Source organism: Streptomyces sp. NPDC048523, assembly GCF_043199815.1.
Lineage (GTDB): Bacteria > Actinomycetota > Actinomycetes > Streptomycetales > Streptomycetaceae > Streptomyces.
The window spans coordinates 241,758-262,112 of sequence record NZ_JBICWQ010000004.1 but is presented as its reverse complement, the minus strand read 5'-3'; the positions used below and the strand labels follow the sequence as shown (position 1 = coordinate 262,112).

General features: G+C 71.4%; 22 protein-coding genes. 16 read left to right on the top strand and 6 right to left on the bottom strand.

The window, feature by feature from the left end:
* The first annotated feature begins 26 nt into the window (after positions 1 to 26).
* The 3 genes from ACGFWE_RS22070 to ACGFWE_RS22060 are packed head-to-tail and all read left to right on the top strand — an operon-like array spanning position 27 to position 2,601.
* Positions 27 to 938 carry a metal ABC transporter solute-binding protein, Zn/Mn family gene (locus ACGFWE_RS22070; protein WP_393601103.1) on the top strand — a complete coding sequence of 304 codons (912 nt, stop codon included), beginning with the start codon at positions 27 to 29 and terminating at the stop codon, positions 936 to 938.
* Positions 935 to 1,735, top strand: coding sequence for a metal ABC transporter ATP-binding protein (locus ACGFWE_RS22065; protein ID WP_393601101.1), 801 nt, complete (start codon positions 935 to 937; stop codon positions 1,733 to 1,735). Before ACGFWE_RS22070 ends, ACGFWE_RS22065 begins: the two co-directional genes overlap by 4 nt.
* A complete protein-coding gene (locus ACGFWE_RS22060) occupies positions 1,732 to 2,601 on the top strand; it encodes a metal ABC transporter permease (RefSeq protein ID WP_352386691.1) in 870 nt (289 codons plus the stop codon). Before ACGFWE_RS22065 ends, ACGFWE_RS22060 begins: the two co-directional genes overlap by 4 nt.
* Positions 2,602 to 2,618: 17 nt before the next feature.
* On the opposite strand, the gene ACGFWE_RS22055 is transcribed toward ACGFWE_RS22060, so the two are convergent.
* Positions 2,619 to 3,395: a helix-turn-helix domain-containing protein gene (locus ACGFWE_RS22055; RefSeq protein WP_393601098.1), complete on the bottom strand. Its 777-nt coding sequence runs from the start codon at positions 3,393 to 3,395 to the stop codon at positions 2,619 to 2,621.
* 70 nt (positions 3,396 to 3,465) lie between these two features.
* Between ACGFWE_RS22055 and ACGFWE_RS22050 the strand changes: the two genes are divergently transcribed.
* The 3 genes from ACGFWE_RS22050 to ACGFWE_RS22040 all read left to right on the top strand — a co-directional run bounded on the left by ACGFWE_RS22050 (position 3,466) and on the right by ACGFWE_RS22040 (position 6,440).
* Positions 3,466 to 4,287, top strand: a complete 822-nt coding sequence (locus tag ACGFWE_RS22050; protein WP_352386694.1) for a phytanoyl-CoA dioxygenase family protein — start codon at positions 3,466 to 3,468, stop codon at positions 4,285 to 4,287.
* Between the two features lie 2 nt (positions 4,288 to 4,289).
* Positions 4,290 to 4,571, top strand: coding sequence for a hypothetical protein (locus ACGFWE_RS22045; RefSeq protein WP_352387136.1), 282 nt, complete (start codon positions 4,290 to 4,292; stop codon positions 4,569 to 4,571).
* Between the two features lie 90 nt (positions 4,572 to 4,661).
* The gene (locus ACGFWE_RS22040) at positions 4,662 to 6,440 is read left to right on the top strand and encodes a SpoIIE family protein phosphatase (RefSeq protein WP_393601096.1); all 1,779 of its coding nucleotides are present in this window, start codon (positions 4,662 to 4,664) and stop codon (positions 6,438 to 6,440) included.
* 12 nt (positions 6,441 to 6,452) lie between these two features.
* On the opposite strand, the gene ACGFWE_RS22035 is transcribed toward ACGFWE_RS22040, so the two are convergent.
* The 3 genes from ACGFWE_RS22035 to ACGFWE_RS22025 are packed head-to-tail and all read right to left on the bottom strand — an operon-like array spanning position 6,453 to position 9,144.
* Positions 6,453 to 6,995, bottom strand: coding sequence for a hypothetical protein (locus tag ACGFWE_RS22035; protein ID WP_352386698.1), 543 nt, complete (start codon positions 6,993 to 6,995; stop codon positions 6,453 to 6,455).
* A complete protein-coding gene (locus tag ACGFWE_RS22030; protein WP_352386700.1) occupies positions 6,992 to 8,452 on the bottom strand; it encodes a HAMP domain-containing sensor histidine kinase in 1,461 nt (486 codons plus the stop codon). Before ACGFWE_RS22030 ends, ACGFWE_RS22035 begins: the two co-directional genes overlap by 4 nt.
* Complete coding sequence (locus ACGFWE_RS22025) at positions 8,449 to 9,144, bottom strand: response regulator transcription factor (protein ID WP_352386702.1); 696 nt, start codon at positions 9,142 to 9,144, stop codon at positions 8,449 to 8,451. The genes ACGFWE_RS22030 and ACGFWE_RS22025 overlap by 4 nt, the downstream gene beginning before the upstream one ends.
* A gap of 98 nt (positions 9,145 to 9,242) precedes the next feature.
* On the opposite strand from ACGFWE_RS22025, the gene ACGFWE_RS22020 reads away from it, so the two are divergent.
* Both ACGFWE_RS22020 and ACGFWE_RS22015 read left to right on the top strand, forming a co-directional pair.
* On the top strand, positions 9,243 to 10,106 hold the full coding sequence (locus ACGFWE_RS22020) for a DUF3152 domain-containing protein (RefSeq protein ID WP_393601093.1): 864 nt from the start codon (positions 9,243 to 9,245) through the stop codon (positions 10,104 to 10,106).
* Positions 10,107 to 10,169: 63 nt separating this feature from the next.
* Positions 10,170 to 13,490: a S8 family serine peptidase gene (locus ACGFWE_RS22015; RefSeq protein ID WP_393601091.1), complete on the top strand. Its 3,321-nt coding sequence runs from the start codon at positions 10,170 to 10,172 to the stop codon at positions 13,488 to 13,490.
* 88 nt (positions 13,491 to 13,578) lie between these two features.
* Here ACGFWE_RS22015 and ACGFWE_RS22010 read toward each other — a convergent pair whose 3' ends face one another.
* A complete protein-coding gene (locus ACGFWE_RS22010) occupies positions 13,579 to 14,028 on the bottom strand; it encodes an ArsI/CadI family heavy metal resistance metalloenzyme (protein WP_352386707.1) in 450 nt (149 codons plus the stop codon).
* A gap of 89 nt (positions 14,029 to 14,117) precedes the next feature.
* Between ACGFWE_RS22010 and ACGFWE_RS22005 the strand changes: the two genes are divergently transcribed.
* Genes ACGFWE_RS22005 through ACGFWE_RS21995 form a run of 3 tightly spaced genes read left to right on the top strand, consistent with a single transcriptional unit; the run spans position 14,118 to position 15,693 of the window.
* Entirely contained in the window at positions 14,118 to 14,510 is a 393-nt protein-coding gene (locus ACGFWE_RS22005; RefSeq protein ID WP_352386709.1) for a metalloregulator ArsR/SmtB family transcription factor, read from the top strand.
* Positions 14,507 to 15,277, top strand: coding sequence for an aquaporin (locus ACGFWE_RS22000; protein WP_393601088.1), 771 nt, complete (start codon positions 14,507 to 14,509; stop codon positions 15,275 to 15,277). The genes ACGFWE_RS22005 and ACGFWE_RS22000 overlap by 4 nt, the downstream gene beginning before the upstream one ends.
* Positions 15,274 to 15,693: an arsenate reductase ArsC gene (locus ACGFWE_RS21995; protein ID WP_352386713.1), complete on the top strand. Its 420-nt coding sequence runs from the start codon at positions 15,274 to 15,276 to the stop codon at positions 15,691 to 15,693. The genes ACGFWE_RS22000 and ACGFWE_RS21995 overlap by 4 nt, the downstream gene beginning before the upstream one ends.
* A 39-nt stretch (positions 15,694 to 15,732) precedes the next feature.
* Here ACGFWE_RS21995 and ACGFWE_RS21990 read toward each other — a convergent pair whose 3' ends face one another.
* Entirely contained in the window at positions 15,733 to 16,158 is a 426-nt protein-coding gene (locus tag ACGFWE_RS21990; RefSeq protein ID WP_393601086.1) for a secondary thiamine-phosphate synthase enzyme YjbQ, read from the bottom strand.
* Positions 16,159 to 16,280: 122 nt separating this feature from the next.
* On the opposite strand from ACGFWE_RS21990, the gene ACGFWE_RS21985 reads away from it, so the two are divergent.
* The 5 genes from ACGFWE_RS21985 to ACGFWE_RS21965 all read left to right on the top strand — a co-directional run bounded on the left by ACGFWE_RS21985 (position 16,281) and on the right by ACGFWE_RS21965 (position 20,354).
* A complete protein-coding gene (locus tag ACGFWE_RS21985; RefSeq protein WP_350495123.1) occupies positions 16,281 to 16,364 on the top strand; it encodes a putative leader peptide in 84 nt (27 codons plus the stop codon).
* A 124-nt stretch (positions 16,365 to 16,488) separates the two neighbouring features.
* Entirely contained in the window at positions 16,489 to 17,388 is a 900-nt protein-coding gene (locus tag ACGFWE_RS21980) for an ABC transporter permease (protein ID WP_352386717.1), read from the top strand.
* Positions 17,361 to 18,179 (top strand): ABC transporter ATP-binding protein, encoded by an 819-nt coding sequence (locus tag ACGFWE_RS21975; RefSeq protein ID WP_352386719.1) that lies wholly within the window; start codon positions 17,361 to 17,363, stop codon positions 18,177 to 18,179. Before ACGFWE_RS21980 ends, ACGFWE_RS21975 begins: the two co-directional genes overlap by 28 nt.
* A gap of 42 nt (positions 18,180 to 18,221) precedes the next feature.
* A complete protein-coding gene (locus ACGFWE_RS21970; protein WP_393601083.1) occupies positions 18,222 to 19,238 on the top strand; it encodes an ABC transporter substrate-binding protein in 1,017 nt (338 codons plus the stop codon).
* A 39-nt stretch (positions 19,239 to 19,277) separates the two neighbouring features.
* Positions 19,278 to 20,354 (top strand): NAD(P)-binding domain-containing protein, encoded by a 1,077-nt coding sequence (locus tag ACGFWE_RS21965; protein WP_393601081.1) that lies wholly within the window; start codon positions 19,278 to 19,280, stop codon positions 20,352 to 20,354.
* Position 20,355: the final 1 nt, after the last annotated feature.

Here is a 20,355-nt window from a genome sequence, read left to right as displayed (position 1 = left end):
CAATCAGAACCGCGCCTGGAGGATCCATGTCCACGTCCCCGTCCCGCCGTACGGCACTGCTCGTCGGTGTCTCCGTCGCCCTGCTGGCAGGCTGCGGCAACTCCTCGGCGGCCCCAGCCGCGTCGTCCAAGGTCGCCGTGGTGGCCTCCACCAACGTGTACGGCGACATCGTCTCGCGCATAGGCGGCGACACGATCTCCGTCACCTCGGTCATCAGCGACCCCGACCAGGACCCGCACTCCTACGAGGCCAGCACCCAGAACCAGCTGGCGCTGTCGAAGGCGAAGGTCGTCGTCGAGAACGGCGGTGGCTACGACGACTTCGTGGACCGGATGCTCACAAGCTCCGGCAATTCCTCCGCCGAGGTGATCAACGCGGTCAACGTGTCCGGAAAGACCGCGCCCAAGCGCGGCGAGCTCAACGAACACGTCTGGTACGACTTCCCCACGGTCGCCAAGATCGCCGACCGTATCGCCGCCGCCCTCGGCAAGGCCGACCCCGCGCACGCCGCCGCCTACACGAAGAACGCCGACGCCTTCAAGACGGACCTGAAGCCGCTGGAGGCCAAGGAGGCGCAGATCAAGAAGGAGCACGGCGGTGCGGCCATCGCCATCACCGAGCCCGTACCGCTGTACATGACTGGTGCGAGCGGCCTCGTGGACAAGACGCCCGCGGAGTTCAGCGAGGCGATCGAGGAGGGTGACGACGTCTCGCCCAAGGTGCTTCAGGAGACACTCGCCCTGTTCACCGACAAGCAGGTCGAGGCGCTGGTCTACAACGCCCAGACCTCCGGCCCGCAGACCGAGAAGTCCGAGCAGGCGGCCAAGGCGGCCGGCATCCCGGTGGTCCCGGTGACGGAGACCCTGCCGAGCGGCAAGGACTACCTCGCCTGGATGACCGGCAACGTCGACGCGCTCGCGAACGCCCTGGCCAAGTGAGCGCGGTCATCAGCCTGCGCGGAGCCGCCCTCGCCTACGGCCCGCGCCCGGTCTGGCGCGACCTCGAACTGGACGTGCGCGCAGGGGAGTTCCTCGCCGTGCTGGGCCCGAACGGAGCCGGTAAGACCAGCTTCGTGCGGGCCCTGCTCGGCCGACAGCCGCTGTCCGCCGGGGAGTTGACGGTCCTCGGCCGCCCTCCCCGGGAGGCCGCCCGGCACCTCGGATACGTCCCCCAGCAGGCGGCCCTGTCCGCGCAGGCGATGCTCCGCGCCCGTGACCTCGTGCGCTTCGGCATCGACGGTCACCGCTTCGGCCCACGCCTGCGAACAGCCGCCGTGCGCAGGCGCGTCGACGAGATCCTCGCCTCCGTGGGTGCCTCGGCGTACGCCGACGTTCCCCTCGGCCTGCTCTCCGGCGGTGAGCGCCAACGGGTCCGGATCGGACAGGCGCTCGCGACCGACCCCCGCATCCTGCTGTGCGACGAGCCCTTGCTCTCCCTGGACCTCCACCACCAGCGCGCCGTCACCGAGTTGGTGGACGCGCGGCGCCGCTCCCACGGCACGGCGGTGGTGTTCGTGACCCACGAGATCAACCCGGTGCTCGGCCTGGTGGACCGAGTGCTGTACCTCGCGCCGGGCGGCCATCGCATCGGCACCCCCGACGAGGTCCTCACCTCCGCGTCCCTGTCCCGGCTGTACGGCACCCGGGTCGACGTGGTGCGGGTGCACGGCCGGGTCGTGGTGGTCGGCGCCCACGACGACCACGCGCACCACCTGCCCGAGGAGGTCCGCCCATGAGCGTCTGGCACCAGCTGTTCGACTTCGGGAACTACGGCGACCTCCTCGTCCTGGTCCGCAACTCGCTCATCGCGGGAGCGGCCCTGGGCCTGGTCGGCGGCCTCGCCGGGGTCTTCGTCGCGATGCGCGACCTGCCCTTCGCGGTGCACGGCATCAGCGAGCTGTCCTTCGCGGGTGCCTCCGGAGCGCTCCTCCTTGGCACGAACATCGTGGCGGGCTCGATCACCGGATCGCTGCTCGCGGCCGGCGCGATCGGCGTGCTCGGCACGCGCGCGCGTGACCGCAACTCGGTGATCGGCATCCTGATGCCGTTCGGACTGGGGCTCGGGGTGCTCTTCCTCGCCCTCTACAAAGGGCGGGCGGCGAACAAGTTCGGCCTGCTCACCGGGCAGATCGTCGCCGTGGACACCCCGCAGACGACCTGGCTGCTCGCCACCTCCGCCGTGGTCCTGATCGCCCTCGCGATCATGTGGCGCCCGCTCGCCTTCGCCAGCTCCGACCCCGACGTCGCCGAGGCCCGCGGGGTCCCGGTGCGCGGGCTGTCCTTCGCCTTCATGATCGTGCTCGGTCTCGCGGTCGCGCTGTCCGTGCAGGTCGTGGGTGCCCTGCTGGTGCTCTCCCTGCTGATCACCCCCGCCGCGGCCGCCGCTCGCGTCACCGCGTCACCGGTCCTGCTGCCGCTGCTGAGCGTGGTCTTCGCGATGGCGTCGATCGAGGGCGGCATCCTGCTGGCCCTGGGCAGCAGCATCCCGATCAGCCCGTACGTCACGACGATCTCGTTCGTCCTCTACGCCGGCTGCGCCGCGGCCGGCCGGCACCGGACCCGGCGACGGGGCACCCGGCGTACGGCTGCGGCGCCCGCCTGAGCCTCGCTCGCCCCGCTCTATCCATGCCGCTCCCGTACGGCCCGCGGCGAGGCCCCCAGCTCCTTGCGGCAGGTCTTGTTGAAGGCCTGGAGGTCGGGGACGCCGACGGTCGCCGCGATCGCCGGGATGGCCAGCGTCGAGGCGATGAGCAGGTGCCGGGCGCGCTCCATGCGGCGGCGCCGGATGTGGGCGACGACGGTGTGTCCGGTGTCCTTGCGGAACAGCCGGGTCAGATGGGTGGGCGAGACCCCGGCGGCACGGGCGATGCCGGGCACGGTCAGGTGGCCGGCCAGGTGCTCCTCGATGTAGGCGATCGCCGTCCGCAGCGCGGGATGCCGGGCCCGGTCCTCGCCGGCGCCGGCCAGGCCGGTCGTGCGCCACAGCACCGTCCACAGTTCGGCGGAGGCCCGGGCCGGGGACTGCGCGGTCGCCGCGACCGTCTGCCGCAACAGCCCGGTCAGCACCGCCGCGTCCGCGCCGGCGTCCTGCATCACCGGGACCCGGCGCCGCTCGCCGTCACCCGGCAGCCGGAAGTGGGCGTACAGGTGCTCGCAGCGCGTGGCGTCGTAGTGGAAGTGGACCTCGGTGTCGGGCGGGACGAGGCTCACGTGGCCGGGGCGGATCGGATGCCGGGAGCCGCCGAACTCCAGGGTGCCCGAGTAGCCGTAGAGATGGAGCTGCCACAGGCGTGGGAGGCGGAAGACGTCGTGCGGGCCCGCGGAGCCGTGGACGCCGACGCCCGCGTTCTCCACGTGGGGCGGCAGGTCGAGGGCCAGATCGACGTGGCGGGTCATGGTGGAAAATTACCAGTGGTCGTCGATTACAGCCCACGACCGCGGGGCTCGTTGTTCCTACGGTTGCCGTATGTCAACCACACGACAGCTGTTGAGCTCCGCCCGGGTGGCGCGGTTCGTGGCCCACGGCTTCCTGCGCCTGGACGGCATCGTGCCCCCGGAGATGAACGAGGAGGCGCTCGGGGTCTTCGCCGCCGGGCTGCCCTCCGTGCCGTACGGCACTCCCGTGCCGAAGGCGTTCCCCGAGGGTTCCTTCGCCCGCCGGCTCGTCGAACTGCCTGCGGTCGCGGGGGCGTTGGAGAGTCTGGTGGGCCCGGATCCGACCGTGGACCACCACTTCGTACACGTCCGTGAGCCGCGTGAGGGCAGTGCGCAGCCGCTGCACGGCGACGCCGTCATCGATGTGCGGCCCGACGCGTTCGACGTCCAGCTCATGTACTACCCGCGGGAGGTCACCGCGGAGATGGGCGGCACGCTCATCGTGCCCGGCAGCCATCTGCGCCGCACCAACGAGTCCGACACGGGCCGCTACCAGAACCTGCGCGGCCAGACCCGGCTGACCTGCCCGGCCGGCACGGTCGTGCTGCTGCACCACGGGATCTGGCACGGCGGGCGGCGCAACGACAGCGACACCGTGCGCCACATGTACAAGATCCGCTTCAACCCGACCGTGCCGCAGGTGCGGCTGTGGGACACCGCGGACCTGGACGCTCCCGCCGTCCGCGAGGAACTGGGGCGCGGTTTCCCCTGGTACGAGCAGGCCACTGGCCGGCTGGAGATCCTGAACCGGATCAGGCTGTGGCGTGCTCTGACCGGTGATCCCGCGTTCGACGTCGAGTACTGGGCCACCCGCATCGCCAACCGGCCCGCCGCACGAAGGAGTCAGGCGTGACCATGTCCACCACCGTGCGCCAGCAGGTTCTCGTCCTGTACCTGGACACCTCCGCGCTCGACTCCCGGGTCGTCGGCTGGGCCCGCTACGACGGCACGGGCACCACCCGCCCGACGACCGGGGACAGCGACGAGCCGCCGTACGAGACGGGCGTCGCCGCCCTGGAGGACGGGTGGCGGCTCTTCCAGGCTGCGCAGCTGATCCCGCCGTATCCGGGGACGGAGCACGAGACGTCGTTCCTCAAGCACGAGTTCTTCTTCGAGAAGCTGGTGAGCGGCGGATGAGACGCAGCCCATAGCCTTGCCGCCTCGATTGTGGTCCAATACGCCATAAGTATGACGAATCGGACTCCCCCCTTCGAGGAATCACACCCCATGACCCACCCCCGTGTGTCCGCCCGATCCGCCCCCTTCCTCTCCTCGGGGACGCTCCGGGAGCTGTCGGAGGCGGCCCGGGAGGCGGGGACCGGGGAGGTGCCGGCCGAGCTGTGGACGGCCCGCCGGTTCCTGGACGGGACACCGGCGGCCGTCGCGGTCCTGGACGCCGACCTGCGCTATCTGTACCTCAACGACACTCTGGCCGAGTTCAACGGGCTGCCCGTCGAGGACCACCTCGGCCGTCCCATGCTCGAGGTGATCCCCGGGTCCGGGCCCTCGGCGGAGGTGGCCCGCGAGGTGCTCCGCACCGGTCGGCCGCAGACGGTCGTCTTCGACGGCCGGGCGCCCGACGACACGGTGGACGTGCCGCGCTGGTGGCTCGGCGCCTTCCACCGGCTGGCGGACGAGGACGGCGCGATCCTCGGTGTCGCCGCCGTCGTCATGGAGGTCACCGAGGGCATCCGGCAGCGCGAGTCGCTCAGGCGGGCCCAGGAGCGTCTGGAGCTGCTGGAGGAGACCGCCGCCCGGGTCGGCGGCACGCTCGACGCGGCCGAGGCCTGCCGGGCACTGACCGCTCTGCTGGTGCCGCGGTTCGCCGACTACGCCGCCGTCGACGTGCTCGACCCCGAGGGCACCCGCAGGGCTCCGGCCACCCCCGTCCCGGTGCGACTGCGGCGCATGGCCGTGACCGCCGCTCCGGACGTTCCCGCACCGCACACCCCCGCGACCAGAAGCGGCGAGGTGATCTTCCACCAGGCCACTTCGTCGATGTCGCAGGTGCTGACCGGACACAAGACCGTGGTGCTCAACCGGCCCGACGACGACACCGTGCGCCTGCTCGCCCCCACGCGGCAGCGGCTGGAGCACTACCGGGCCCTGGAGCTGCACTCCGTGGCCTACCTGCCCCTCATGGTCGGCGGGGAGCCCGTCGGGGCGGTCATGCTCGGCCGCAGGGCGCACTCCCCCGAGTTCACGCCGGACGACGTCGAGCTTCTGGAACTGCTGACCCCCCGGGCTGCGACGGGCATCGGCCACGCCCTGCGCTACACCCACGAGCACGAGACCGCGCTGGAGATGCAGCGGGCCTTCCTGGCCACCCCGCACATTCCGGGCCCTGGCGTGGAGATCGCCAGCCGTTATCTGCCCGCCGGGCGGGGCGCCGAGGTGGGCGGCGACTGGTTCGACGCCGTCGCACTGCCCTCGGGACGCACCCTGCTCGTGGTCGGGGACGTCATGGGACACGGGGTGCGCGCCGCCGCGGCCATGAGCGAGTACCGCTCCCTGCTCCGCGCGCTGGCCCTGCAGGGGCTCGCCCCCGACCGGCTGCTCACCGAGGCGGACCGCACCGCCCACGCCCTCGACCTGGACCGCGTCGCCACCTGTGTGCTGGCCCTGCTGGACCCCGCCGCCGAGGAAGCGGTCCTGGCCACGGCCGGCCATGTCCCGCCCCTGCTGGTCCGGCCCGGCAGCGCCCCCGAGCTCGCGGATCTGCCGGTCGGACCTCCCCTGGGCACGGGCTTCGGCGGGTACGAGAGCCGGCGCCGTCCGATGCCGCCGGGCTCCCTGCTGCTGGCCTACACCGACGGGCTCGTGGAGAGGCGCGGCGAGGACATCGACACGGGCCTCGCCGCCCTCGCCCACGTCCCCATCGCCTCCGGCCACGCCCTCCCGGACATCCTCACCACCGTCGTCGACCGCCTGGCCCCGGCCGACTCGGAGGACGACGTCACGCTGCTCGCCGCGCGCACCCTGCGGGAGCCGCTCGGACCCCGGTGACCTTCCGCCTCCTCACCGCTCGGGGCAGCCCTCGTCCGACGCCCTCACCCGCCATCCATCGCCGCCGGTCACTTCAGCGGTGACCGGGGCGTCGGACGGACGCGTGAGGCGGTACGCGGCGGCGGCCGTGCAGACGATCTGCCGCACCCCGGTGCCGCTGAGCCTGTCCATGCCCGCGGGGAGCCGGATCGTCATCGCGTTCCCCTTCACCGTCACCGTCGGGGTGTCCGGCGAGGGCGGGTCGCCGGGCCCGTCGGTGGCGGGCGGGAGTGCCATGGCGGTCGGCACTCCCGGTACCTCGGTGGCAAGGCCGTCCTGGCGTCCCTCCCCGGCCAGCGGACCGGCCATCAGCAGCCGCAGCGCCGCCTCCGGGTCACCGGGCCGCTCGGTCGTGCGGGACATCGCGACGAGTGCGCCGCCCTCGACGAAGTAGACCGGCGTCTGCGGAAGGGTCCCGCTCGCGGGGCCGCCGGCCTCCACCACACCGGTCGCGGGGATCCCGCAGGAGGTGAGCGCGAGGAGCGCCAGCAACGGGACGCGGCACAGCAGCTTCATGACGGACTCTCCTCGGGCGACTCGTCCCGTCGCAGCGGAAGTTCTACGGTGAAGACGGCGCCGCCCGCAGGGTGGTTGGCCGCGCGGACAGTCCCGCCGTGGATCCGGACGTTCTCGGCGGTGATGGACAGGCCGAGGCCGCTGCCCTCGGAGCGGATCCGGGCGGTGTCCGACTTGTAGAACCGCTCGAAGACATGGGGCAGGACGTCGTACGGGATGCCGGGACCGCTGTCCCGCACCTCGATGACGGCCGCCGCGTCGCCGCCGCTCAGACGCACCTGTACCGGACGCTCACCGTGCTTGAGCGCGTTGCCGACCAGGTTGGCCACGACCACGTCGAGGCGGCGCGGGTCGACACGTCCGCGCACCGCGTCCGGTGGCGGCAGTTCGGTGGTCACCGTGTCCGTCCAGCCGCGGGAGGCGAGGGTGCGGCGGATCGACTCGGCGAGGTCGATCTCGTCGAGGTGCAGCACCGCCGCGCCCGCGTCGAAGCGGGAGATCTCCATCAAGTCGTCGACGAGACGGGCGAGTTTGAGGGTCTCCTCGCTGATGAGCCGGACCGCGGTGGCCGTGTCCGGGTCCAGTCGGGCGGCGTCCTCGTCGAGGACGTCGGTGACCGCGGACATGGCGGCGAGCGGGGTGCGCAGTTCGTGCGAGACGTCGGCCGCGAAGCGGCGGGCCCGGGACTCCATCTCGCGGAGCTCCGCGACCGACGACTCCAGTGCGGCGGCCGTCTCGTTGAACGTGTGGGACAGGTCGGCGAGTTCGTCCGAGCCGTTGACCGCGAGCCGCGTGTCCAGGCGGCCTTCGGCGATCCTGCGGGTGGCGAGCCGCAGCTTGCGCACCGGCACCAGCACCCCGCGGGCGGCGAGGAGCGCGAGCACGACGGCGAGCGCGAGGGCCACCACCATGGCCCGTTCGACAGCGGTGACCAGGGCGTCGACGTACGCCTGTTCCGTGGTCTGCGGAACGACGAGGAACACGCGGACCCCGGTGACCGTGGCGGTCGTGTCCCGGCCGCCGAAGAGGATCGACATGCCGACGACGAGGGAGGTGCGTCCCTCGCCGCGCACCCGCTGGAAGACGGTGGCCCGGCTGGATCCGACGGCCTCCCGCAGGGCGGGCGTGACCTCGGTGAAGGAGTCCCCCGGGGCCGAGGAGCCGCTGAGGTCGCCGTAGGTCACCAGCACCCGCCAGCTGCCCTGCGACTCGGTGGCCGCCACGTCCCGCGCGAACTTGGCGAGCTCCGACTCCTCGGGGGGCACGGCGATGTCGCCGGCGTGCTGATTGAGCTGGGCCCGCAGTTGTCTGATGGTGGCGTCCTGGCTCTGCTGGAGGACTCCGGTGCGCGCCTCCCGGAAGGTCAGGGCCCCGGTCGAGATGGCCGCGACGGCGGCGACGAGCCCGAAGGCCACCACCAGACGGGCCCGCAGGCCCCGCAGCCGGCGCTTCCTCACGGCGCCGCGAAGCGGTAGCCGAAACCGCGCACGGTGTGGATGTAGCGGGGTGCGCGGGGCGGCTCGGACATCTTGGTGCGCAGTCGCTTGACGCAGGCGTCCACCAGCCGGGCGTCACCGTGGTAGTCGTGCTCCCACACCGCCTCCAGGAGTTGCTGACGGCTGAACACCTGGCCCGGTGAGGCGGAGAGGGTGAGCAGAAGCCGTAACTCGGAGGGGGCGAGGGCGATCGGCTCGCCGCTCAGCGCGACGGTCAGGCCGGCCCGGTCGACAGCGAGGTCGCCGTAGGTGTCGATCTTCGGCAGGCCCCCGGCGCCCGGCGCGGCCCCCGCCGTCCGGCGCAGGACGGCGCGTATCCGCGCGTCGAGCACCCTGGCCAGTACGGGTTTGACGACGTAGTCGTCGGCGCCCGCCTCCAGGCCGACGACGATGTCCACTTCCTCGCCCCGTGCCGTCGCCATGATGATCGGCAGGGTCTGGTCGACGGCCCGTATGCCCCGGCACACGTCCAGGCCGGTCATGCCGGGCAGCATCAGATCGAGGACGACGATGTCCGGCCGGAAGGCCCGCAGCCGGTCCATCCCCTCCTCACCGGTGGCGGTGGCGGCGACGTCATGGTTCTGGCGGCGCAGGGCCAGGGCGACCCCCTCCCGCACGGCGGGGTCGTCTTCGATCAGCAGTACACGTGGCATGCGCACAGTATCCACACGGCCATGACCACGAGGAGGGTTATCGGTTCGTTATCTTCCGGGCCAGGTCCGATCACATGGCGATCACATCGTGAACCACCGTGACAGCGCACAAACGAAACCCCACCGGCAACCGTCGCCGGAAGCGCTCCGAGCGGAGTGTGAAGAGCCAACTGACGGGCGGCCTGGCCGCGTTGGCGGCCTTCGCGGCTGTCGGTGGCGCGGTGGTGGCGTGGCTGCCGTCCGATGCGGGGCGAACGTCCGTGGCTCTCCCACCAGTTGAGAGTCCGGCGGCTCAAAGGACCACCGGGTCAACGGAACCGGGGCCGGAGGCGGACCCGGACTCGGACTCGGACTCGGAAGAGTCCAGCGCGTCTCCCGGTCCCTCCACGACTCCCCTCCCCCAGAGCGGTCCGGGGACCTTCGTCACCGCGCCCGGCGGCAGCGCACGGGTCGGCAAGGGCACGCCGTTGCGCTACCGGGTCGAGGTGGAGAAGGGCATCACGATCTCCCCCGAGGACGTCGCCGAGCAGGTGGAGCGGACCCTGGCGGACCCGCGTGGCTGGACGGCGGACGGCCACTCGGCGTTCCAGCGGGTGTCCAGTGGCCCCACCGACTTCCGGATCCGGCTCGCCACCCCGGCGACCGTCGACAAGTTCTGCGCCGAGGGCGGCCTCGACACCGGCGGCAAGGTCAACTGCAGCGTCAACCACAACGTGATGGTCAACCTCAGACGCTGGGTCCTGGCCACCGAGTTCTATCCGAAGGACGTCGTCGGGTACCGCTCGCTGATCATCAACCACGAGGTGGGCCACTTCCTCGGCCACGGCCATGTGACCTGTCCCGGAAAGGGGCAGCCGGCCCCGGCGATGATGCAGCAGATCAAGGGCCTGCTCGGCTGCGTTCCCAATGTCTGGCCGTACGACAGCGACGGCCGTCTCCTCACGGGCCCCTCCGTCCCGTGACGCATTGATCCCCAACTGTCAGGAGTTCAGATGGAGTTACGCGTACGCCACAGACATGCGGCCATGGCCGCGGGAGTGGCTTCCGCGGCCCTGGTCCTCGCCGGTCTCCCGGCCGGTGCGGGAGCCGTCGACACCGGGAGCGGTCGTACGGCCGCCGCGGTACGGACGGTCACGCTGGTCACCGGCGACCGGGTCCTGATCGGCGACAAGGGCCAGGTCTCCGGAGTGGAGCGGGCACCGGGCCGCAAGGACGTGCCGTTCTCGGTCCGGGAGGTCGCCGGACACATCCGGGTCGTTCCCGGTGACGCCGAACTACTGGTCGCCCAGGGCAAGTTGGACACCCGGCTGTTCGACGTGACGCAGCTGCTCAAGGACGGCTACGACGACGCGGGCCGGTCCGACGTACCGCTGATCGTCACATTCAAGGGCAGGAAGGCGCCCTCGATGAGCCCGTTCACCGAGGCCGGGGCCCGGATGGGCCGTACGCTGCCCGTGGTCAACGGCAGGTCGATGCGTTCCGTCAAGAAGCGGACCACCGACTTCTGGGACACCGTCACCACCGAGGAGTCCGGGACCGTCGAGAAGGTCTGGCTGGACGGCCGGCGCAAGGCCTCGCTCGACAAGAGCGTCCCGCAGATCGGCGCACCTGCCGCGTGGGCCGCCGGATACGACGGCACCGGGGTGAAGGTCGCCGTCCTGGACACCGGGGTCGACACGTCCCACCCCGATCTCGCGCACCAGGTGGTCGAGGAGAAGGACTTCTCGGGCTCCGACGGCACCGGCGACAAGTTCGGACACGGTACGCACGTGGCGTCCACCGTGGCCGGCACCGGCGCCAAGTCCGAGGGCAAGTACAAGGGGGTCGCACCGGGCGCGAAGATCCTCAACGGCAAGGTCCTGGACGACACGGGCTTCGGCTCGGACTCCGGGATCATCGCCGGCATGGAGTGGGCGGTGGCCCAGGGCGCGGACGTCGTCAACCTCAGCCTCGGCGGCACCGATCTGCCGGGCACCGACCCGATGGAGGAGGCCGTGAACCGGCTCTCCGCCGACTCCGACACGCTCTTCGTCGTGGCGGCGGGCAACGAGGGCGAGTACGGCGAGGGCACGGTCGGCTCGCCCGGCAGCGCGGACGCCGCGCTCACCGTGGGCGCGGTCGACAAGTCCGACGCGCTCGCCGACTTCTCCAGCCGCGGCCCGCGGGTCGGCGACAGCGGCGTCAAGCCGGACCTGACCGCGCCCGGTGTCGAGATCACGGCAGCGGCGGCGGCCGGCAGCATCGTCGAGAAGGAGTACCCCTCCGGCGTTCCCGGTTACGCCACCCTCGACGGTACGTCCATGGCGACCCCGCATGCCGCGGGTGCCGCCGCCCTCCTCGCCCAGCAGCATCCAGACTGGAGCGGCGAGCGCCTCAAGGCGGTCCTCACCGGCTCCGCGAAGCCGGGCACGTACAGCTCCTTCCAGCAGGGCACCGGCCGTACCGACCTGGTCCGGGCGCTGGAACAGCAGGTCGTCACCGAGCAGGGCCCGCTCGACTTCGGCGAGCAGCAGTGGCCGCACGGCGACGACAAGCCGTCCACCCAGCAGCTCACCTACCGCAACCTCGGCACCGAGCCGGTCACCCTCGACCTGTCCGTCGACGCCTTCGCGGTGGACGGCAAGCCCGCCGCCGAGGGCATGTTCAGTGTGTCCCCGCAGCGGATCACCGTCCCCGCGGGCGGCACCGCGAGTGCCGAGGTCACGGCGGACACCCGCGCGGGGAGCGCCGACGGCAGCTTCGGCGGTTCGGTGCAGGCCGCCTCGGCCGACGGCAAGGTCCAGGTGCGGTCCGCCGTAGGGGTGGCGCGCGAGGTGGAGTCGTACAGCCTGACGCTCAAGCACCTCGACGAGGACGGCCGGCCGACCGGGGACGCCGCCACCGCCGTCGCCGATTTCGACGGCGACTTCTACGCCGAGTACGCCGACGAGCAGGACGGCGAGCTGACGGTACGGCTGCCCAAGGGCGACTACATCCTCAGCGGGGTCATCCACCCGGAGACCTCGTCGCCCGCCCACGGCATTCTGGTGGAGCCGAGGTTCCGGCTGGACGGCGACAAGACCGTCACCGTGGACGCCCGGCAGGCGAAGCCGGTGGACATCACCGTGCCGGACCCGACGGCCGAGAACACCGACGCCGGCGTCCTGATCGGCTTCGGACGCGGCGAGGACAAGCGGGACGGTTCACTCCAGTACCTGATGCCGAGCTTTCAGGGCTCGCGGTTCGGGCGGCTGGGCGGCGGGGAGCCCGTGGACGGTCTCAACGCCCTGTACTCCGGAAGCTGGAGCGGTCGGGGAGCGGACGGCGACCGGGTCAACTACCACGCGGCCTGGCGCCGGGAGGGCAGCGTGGACGGCTTCACCGCCAACGTCGAGCGGAAGCAGTTGGCGAAGGTCGACCTCCAGGTGGGCGAGGCCGTCGACGGCCGACGCGTCCAGGCCGAGGTGAGCCCGCATCTGCCCGACGGCGAGCTGGTGTTCGGCTTCACCGACATGCGGGGCGACCTGCCGTTCCGGAGCACCGAGTACATCCTCGACAACGGCGTGCAGTGGTCCCTGCGCACCTGGCAGGTCTCGGGCGACAGCCAGGACTCGGTCTTCGAGAACTTCCTCATGAGGATGCCGCGGATCTGGAAGGCCGGTCACCGCTACCAGGAGCGCTTCAACGTCGGCGTCTTCGGCCCGGCACCGGTCGGCACCGGACAGCTCGGACCGGCCAGGGGCTTTCCCGGTGTCGCCCGCACGGGGAACACCGTCAGGGCGTACGTCCCGCTGTTCGGCGACGGGGCCGGACACTGGGGCATCAGCGACACGACCGCGGTGACGACCAGGCTGGAGGCGGACGGCAAGGAGATCACCGACGACTACGGCATCCCGCCGACCGACGGGGTCACCGAGTACACGGTCCCGGAAGGGGACACCGCGTACCGGCTGACGGTGGACAACTCCCGTGACCCTGCCGTGTATTCGGTCAGCACCCGCGTCCACGCGGAGTGGACCTTCCGCTCGGCGAAGACCCCGGAGGACGAGTTCACCGCACTGCCGCTGTCCACGGTCCGCTTCAGCCCCGACCTGACCCTGGCCAGTACGGCGAAGGCGGGCAAGCGGTTCGAGGTGCCCTTCACCGTCGAGGGCGCGGCGGCCGGACAGCGCCCGGCGAAGCTCGCCTTCCAGGTGTCGTACGACGAGGGGAAGACCTGGCAGCCCGCCAAGTCCGTCGGCGGCACGCACCTGTCGCTGAAGCACCCGGCGACGGCAGGCTCCGTCTCCCTGCGCGCGGAGCTGACGGACCGGGCGGGCAACACCCTGACCCAGACGATCGAAAGGGCCTATCTGACCACCCCGTAACGCCTCCGTACGCACCCCTGCCCGGGACGGCCTCGCCGCTGTCCCGGGCAGAGAGCTTGGCGGACACTCCGCGCCGGGAGGCAGGGGGTCAGCTTCCGCAGGCACATCCTGCGGCGGACTTCGCCCCGGTGCAGCAGGCGTCCGGGGAGGTGTCGGTCTTCTCCAGGGTGTCGGCGTCGGCCTTGACCACGTACACCTCCCACGGCTCCTTCCCCGGGCCGTGCACCCACACCTTGTCCTGCAGGGCGTAGCAGCAGGAGGTGTCGTTCTCCTCGAACGTGGCCAGGCCGGCCTCCTTCAGCCGGGTCGTGGCGGCGCTCACGTCCTCGGTGCCGGCGACCTCGATGCCGAGGTGGTCGAGGCGGGTCTCCTCGCCGCTCCCGCCCTCGATGAGGACCAGCTTCAGCGGGGGCTCGGTGACGGCGAAGTTGGCGTAGCCCTCGCGCCGCTTGGCGGGCTCGGTGCCGAAGAGCTTGGCGTAGAAGGCGATCGAGCCTTCCAGGTCGGCGACGCGCAGGGCCAGCTGGACTCGGGACATGGCGGTCTCCCATCCGGGACGATGCTGTATCGACAAATATCGATACAGCGGAGGTTGCCACCTGGATAGACGGATGTCAACATAGAGCCATGTCGAAACAAGCTGATCTGCCGGTGCTCGGTCAGGACGAGGCCTGCTGCGCCCCGATGGTCCGTGAGCCGCTGGGCGAAGTGGACGCGGCCGAGCTGTCGCGCATGTTCAAAGCGCTGTCGGACCCCGTCCGGCTGCGTCTGCTGTCCCTGATCGCCTCCCACGAGGGCGGCGAGGCGTGCGTGTGCGACCTGACCGGCCCCTTCGACGTCTCCCAGCCGACCATCTCCCACCATCTGAAGGTGCTGCGCGAGGCCGGGCTGGTCGGCTCCGAACGGCGGGGGACCTGGGTGTACTACTGGGTGCTCCCCGAGGCCCTGGGCAGGCTGTCCGCCCTCCTCGAGACACCGGCCGTACCCACACCGTCCGTACCCGCGAGGGCCTCCGCATGAGCACCTCTGTCCCTCTCGCGCGGCGGGCGGCGACCGAGGCCGTCGGCACGGCGGCGCTGGTGGCAGTGGTGGTCGGCTCGGGGATCCAGGCGAGTGAGCTGACCCGCGACATCGGTGTGCAACTGCTGGCCAACTCCCTGGCCACCGTGTTCGGTCTGGGCGTGCTCATCGCCCTGCTCGGGCCCGTTTCCGGGGCGCACTTCAACCCCGTCGTGACCCTCGCCGCCTGGTTCACCGGCCGCCGTACGGCCGACGGACCCGGCCCGCGAGAAGTGGCGGCGTACGTGACCGCGCAGATCGCCGGGGCCGTCGCCGGCGCGGTCCTGGCGGACGCCATGTTCGGCCGGCCCCTGGTGCGGTGGTCGACGCACGACCGGTTTGCGGGACATCTGTGGCTGGGCGAAGCGGTCGCCACAGCGGGACTGGTCTGGCTGATCTTCGGCTTGGCGCGGGCAGGCCGGGCGCACCTGGCACCGGTGGGGGTCGCCTCCTACATCGGCGCCGCCTACTGGTTCACCTCCTCCACCAGCTTCGCCAATCCGGCCGTGACCATCGGCCGGGCCTTCACCGACACCTTCGCCGGCATCGCTCCCGCGTCCGTGGCACCGTTCCTCGCCGCGCAGTTCGTGGGCGCGGTCATCGGCCTCGCGCTGGTCGCCGTCACGTTCGGCCGGTCCACGCCGGTGACCGGGGACGAGGTCGTCGCCCCGCACGGCGATCAGCAGTTCCCCGCCCGCCCCGCAGAAGAAAGCGCCGTGTCCTCATGAGCTCTCCCGTCGCCCCGTCCGTGCTGTTCGTGTGCGTGCACAACGCAGGCCGGTCCCAGATGGCCGCCGCCTTCCTCACCCGTCTCGCGGGGGACAGGGTCCAGGTCCGCTCCGCCGGTTCCGCGCCCGCCGACGCGGTGAACCCCGCTGTGGTGGAGGCCATGAAGGAGACCGGCATCGACATCTCCGCCGAGACCCCGAAGGTCCTCACCGCCGACGCGGTCCAGGCCTCCGACGTGGTCATCACGATGGGCTGCGGAGACGCCTGCCCGTACTTCCCGGGCAAGCGGTACCTGGACTGGAAGCTGGACGACCCCGCAGGGCAGGGCGTCGGGGCCGTCCGGCCGATCCGCGACGAGATCGAACGGCGCGTCCGCGACCTGCTCGCCGAGCTCGACGTGGAGGTGACGCCGTGAGTACGGCAACGGGGTGCGGGCTCTGCTTGAGTTCGCCCACTAGCCCGCGAGAAAAGTGAGGCGCACCTTCCGCTGAGGGTTGTCCCTGTTCGTGTCCACCAGGCACACCGACTGCCAGGTCCCCAGCTCGAGTTGCCCGTTCACCACCGGCAGTGTGGCATGTGGAGGCACGATCGCCGGGAGGACGTGGTCGCGGCCGTGGCCGGGGCTGCCGTGGCGGTGCTGCCAGCGGTCGTCGGCGGGGAGGAGGGTCTGGAGTGCGGCCAGGAGGTCGTCGTCACTGCCGGCGCCCGTCTCGATGATCGCGACGCCTGCCGTCGCGTGCGGGACGAAGACGTTGAGGAGGCCGTCACGGCCTGCGGCGGTCTCCCTCAGGAAGGCCGCGCAGTCGCCGGTGAGGTCGACGATCCGCTCCGCGGAACCGGAGGCGACGTTCAGGACTCGGGTGGTGAAAGCGTCTGACATGCCCCTATCCTCACCCCTCCCGCGGGATTCACTCGTCCTGGACGGCTCATCCTGCGATACGGCGGTCCCAGTCCGCGAGACGCCATTGACCGTGGACACGCCGACTGACTAGCTTCGGCCACATGTTGCGTTCAGTCCTGCTCACCACGCGCGGTCACATCGACCTGCTGCGGGTGGCCTCCGCCGCGTGTCGCCGCGGCTGCTGACGCCCCTTCCCTTTCTTCCCCCACCCTCGCTCCGCTGACGGACGCGTGCACTGATCCGTGCCGTCCTGTGCGGTGGTGTCGAGGCGTGCCCCTCACCGGCCGCTCTCCCCCTCCGTGGAGCATCATGAGCATCAGCCATGCCCCGCCCGGCTCGCCTGCACCCGACATATCCGAAACGTCCCGTCAGGATGCCGTCGGGCTCACCACCCCCGGCCCCGCTCCCGACCTCGAACCCATCGTCCCCACCTCCTCCCGCCGCACCCGCGTCCCCCGCTGGCTGCGCCGCACCACCGGTCCGGTCCTGCTGCTGGCGTTGTGGCAACTCCTCAGCAGCACAGGCGTGCTGACCGCCGACGTTCTGGCCTCCCCCGGCCGTATCGCCCAGGTCGCGGGCGATCTGATCGCCGACGGTTCACTGACCTCGGCGATGACGACCTCGCTCCAGCGAGTCGCGGGCGGGCTGCTCCTCGGTACCGTCATCGGCACCGGACTCGCCCTCGTCTCGGGCCTGTTCCGGGTGGGCGAGGACATCGTGGACGCACCGGTGCAGATGCTGCGGACCGTGCCGTTCGTCGGTCTGATCCCGCTGTTCATCATCTGGTTCGGCATCGGCGAGGCCCCGAAGATCGCCATCATCACCCTCGGCGTGACCTTTCCGCTCTACCTGAACGTCTACGCGGGCATCCGTGGCGTGGACTCGCAGTTGATCGAGGCCGGGGAGTCCCTCGGTCTCTCCCGGTGGGGGCTCGTACGCCATGTCATCCTGCCGGGCGCGCTGCCCGGCGCCATGACCGGTCTGCGCTACTCGCTCGGCATCTCCTGGCTCGCGCTCGTCTTCGCGGAGCAGGTCAACGCGGACTCCGGCATCGGCTTCCTCATGGTGCAGGCACGGGACTTCCTGCGCACCGACGTCATCGTGGTCTGCCTGATCGTCTACGCCTTCCTCGGCCTGCTGGCCGACTTCATCGTCCGCTCCCTCGAAAGGCTGCTGCTGCAATGGCGACCGACGTTCACCGGCCGGTGATCTCCCAGGTGTCCCGTACGTCCGACACAGCTGAAGCAGCTGAGGCAGCGGAGGCGCCCGAAGCATCCGACGTTCCCCGCCCCGCGCAGGCCGTGCGCGTCGAAGGTCTGACCCGCTCCTTCGACGGCCGTGCCGTCATCGACAACCTCCGACTCGACGTCCGGCCGGGCGAGTTCGTCGCCCTGCTGGGCCGCAGCGGCTGCGGCAAGTCCACCCTGCTGCGCATCCTCGCCGGACTCGACCGGGACATCGAGGGCACCGTCCTGGTCCCGCGCCGCAAGGCGGTCGCCTTCCAGGCACCCCGGCTCATGCCGTGGAAGAAGGTGTGGCGCAACGTCCTGCTGGGCCTGCCCGGCAAGCCGGCCCGTGCCGTCGCCGACCAGGCCCTGCAGGAGGTCGGTCTGAGCCACCGTACGGACGCCTGGCCCAAGACCCTCTCCGGCGGCGAGGCACAACGCGCCTCTCTGGCACGGGCGTTGGTGCGCGAGCCCGATCTCCTGCTGCTGGACGAGCCGTTCGGTGCGCTCGACGCGCTCACCCGGATCAAGGCCCAGCGTCTGGTGGGCGAGTTGTGGCAGCGCCGCGGTTGCGCGGTGCTGCTGGTGACGCACGACGTCGAGGAGGCGGTCCTGCTCGCCGACCGGGTCCTCGTGATGGACGAGGGGGTCATCGCGCACGAGCAGGAGATCGACCTCGACCGGCCGCGCGACATCACCGATCCCCGGTTCGCGGAGATCCGCGGGCAGCTCCTGGAGCGCCTGGGCGTCGACACCGCAGCCGAAGCCGCCTGAACTCCCCCACCCACAAGCCAAGTTCGACAGAACGGATCCCCCATGCGACGTCGCCTCGCCCCCGCCGCACTGCTCCTCCCCCTCGCCCTTCTGCTCACCGCCTGCGGTGGGAACGCGTCCGCCGGCACCGACACCGACGGCAAGGGCTCCCTCACGCTCGACGTCGGGGACCAGAAGGGTGGTTCGGAGGCGATCCTGCGTGCCGCCGGGGAGCTCGACAACCTCGACTACAAGATCAAGTGGTCCACCTTCACCTCCGGTCCGCCGCTTCTGGAGGCCGTCAACGCCAAGGCTGTCGACATCGGCGGCGTCGGCAACACCCCGCCGGTGTTCGCGGCCGGCGCCGACTCGAAGATCACAGTGGTGGCGGCCTGGCACGGGACGTCCAAGGGCGACGCCATCCTGGTGCCGAACGACTCCGAACTGACCGACCCCGCGCAGCTCAAGGGCAGGTCCGTCGCCGTGGCGCAGGGGTCCTCGGCCAACTACCAGCTGGTCGCCTCCCTCAAGAAGGCCGGGCTCGGCCTGAACGACGTGAAGGTCAAGTACCTCCAACCGGCCGACGCCCTCGCCGCGTTCACCTCCGGCAAGGTCGACGCGTGGGCGGTGTGGGACCCGTACACCTCGCAGATCCTCCAGTCGAAGCAGGGCCACGTGCTGACGACCGGGGACGGCATCACCAACGGTCTGACCTTCCAGGTGGCGGCGCCGGGCGCGCTGAAGGACAAGAAGAAGGCCGCCGCGATCGACGACTACCTGAAGCGACTGCGACGCGCCTACAAGTGGGTCTACTCCCACGAGCCGGAGTGGGCGAAGGTCTGGGCGAAGGAGACGGGGCTGCCCGAGGACGTGGCGCTGGCCGCGGTGAAGCGGACGTACACCACCCGGGTCGCGGTTGCCGTGGACCAGCAGCTCATCGCCTCGGAGCAGGAGATCGCCGACACGTTCACCTCACTGAAGCTGATCCCGGGGAAGGTGGACTTCGGGAACTTCGTGGACACGCGGTTCAACGGCGATCTGCCCGCGTCGACCTCCGCGCCCCGCCCCTCCGAGGGCTGACCCGGGAAGATCCACGGCCTCGCCACCGTTAGTAGAAACGTGAACAACACGCGCGAGGTCGAGGTCGTCGTCGTAGGCGCTGGTCAGGCAGGTCTGTCCAGCGCCTACCACCTGCGCCGTACCGGTTTCGAGCCGGAGCGCGACTTCGTGGTCCTCGACCACTCCCCCACCCCCGGCGGCGCCTGGCAGTTCCGGTGGCCGTCGCTGACGTACGGCAAGGTCCACGGCATGCACGCGCTGCCGGGGATGGAGCTCACCGGCGCCGACCCGCAGCGGCCGTCGTCGGAGGTGATCGCCGAGTACTTCACGGCGTACGAGCGCGCCTTCGACCTTCGGGTACGGCGGCCGGTGGACGTTCGTGCCGTGCGCGAGGGCGAGGGTGGCCGGCTGCTCCTGGAGACCTCGGACGGCACCTGGTCAACACGGGCGCTGATCAACGCGACCGGCACCTGGGACCGGCCGTTCTGGCCACGCTATCCGGGCCAGGAGACCTTCCGGGGGCGGCAGTTGCACACCGCGCAGTACCCCGGGCCCGAGGCCTTCGCGGGGCTGCGGGTGGTCGTGGTGGGCGGGGGCGCGTCCGGCACCCAGCACCTCATGGAGCTCGCCCCGTACGCGGCCGCCACCACCTGGGTGACCAGGCGCGAGCCGGTGTTCCGCGAGGGCCCCTTCACCGAGGACGTCGGCCGGGAGGCCGTGGCGCTCGTCGAGGAGCGGGTACGGCAGGGACTGCCACCGAAGAGCGTGGTGTCGGTGACCGGCCTGCCGCTGAACGACGCGGTACGACAGGCGATCGCGGACGGGGTCCTCGACCGGCAGCCCATGTTCGACCGGATCACGCCCGAGGGCGTGGAGTGGAACGACGGGCGGCAGGTGGACGCCGATGTGATCGTGTGGGCGACCGGCTTCCGGGCCGCCGTCGATCACCTGGCCCCGCTGAAGCTGCGCGAGCCGGGTGGCGGGATCAGGGTCGAGGGCACGCGCGCGGTCGCCGACCCGCGCGTCCATCTCGTCGGCTACGGCCCGTCGGCGAGCACCATCGGCGCCAACCGCGCGGGCCGCGCGGCCGTACGCGACATCAGGCGACTGCTGACGGCAACACCCGCCGCCGCCTGAC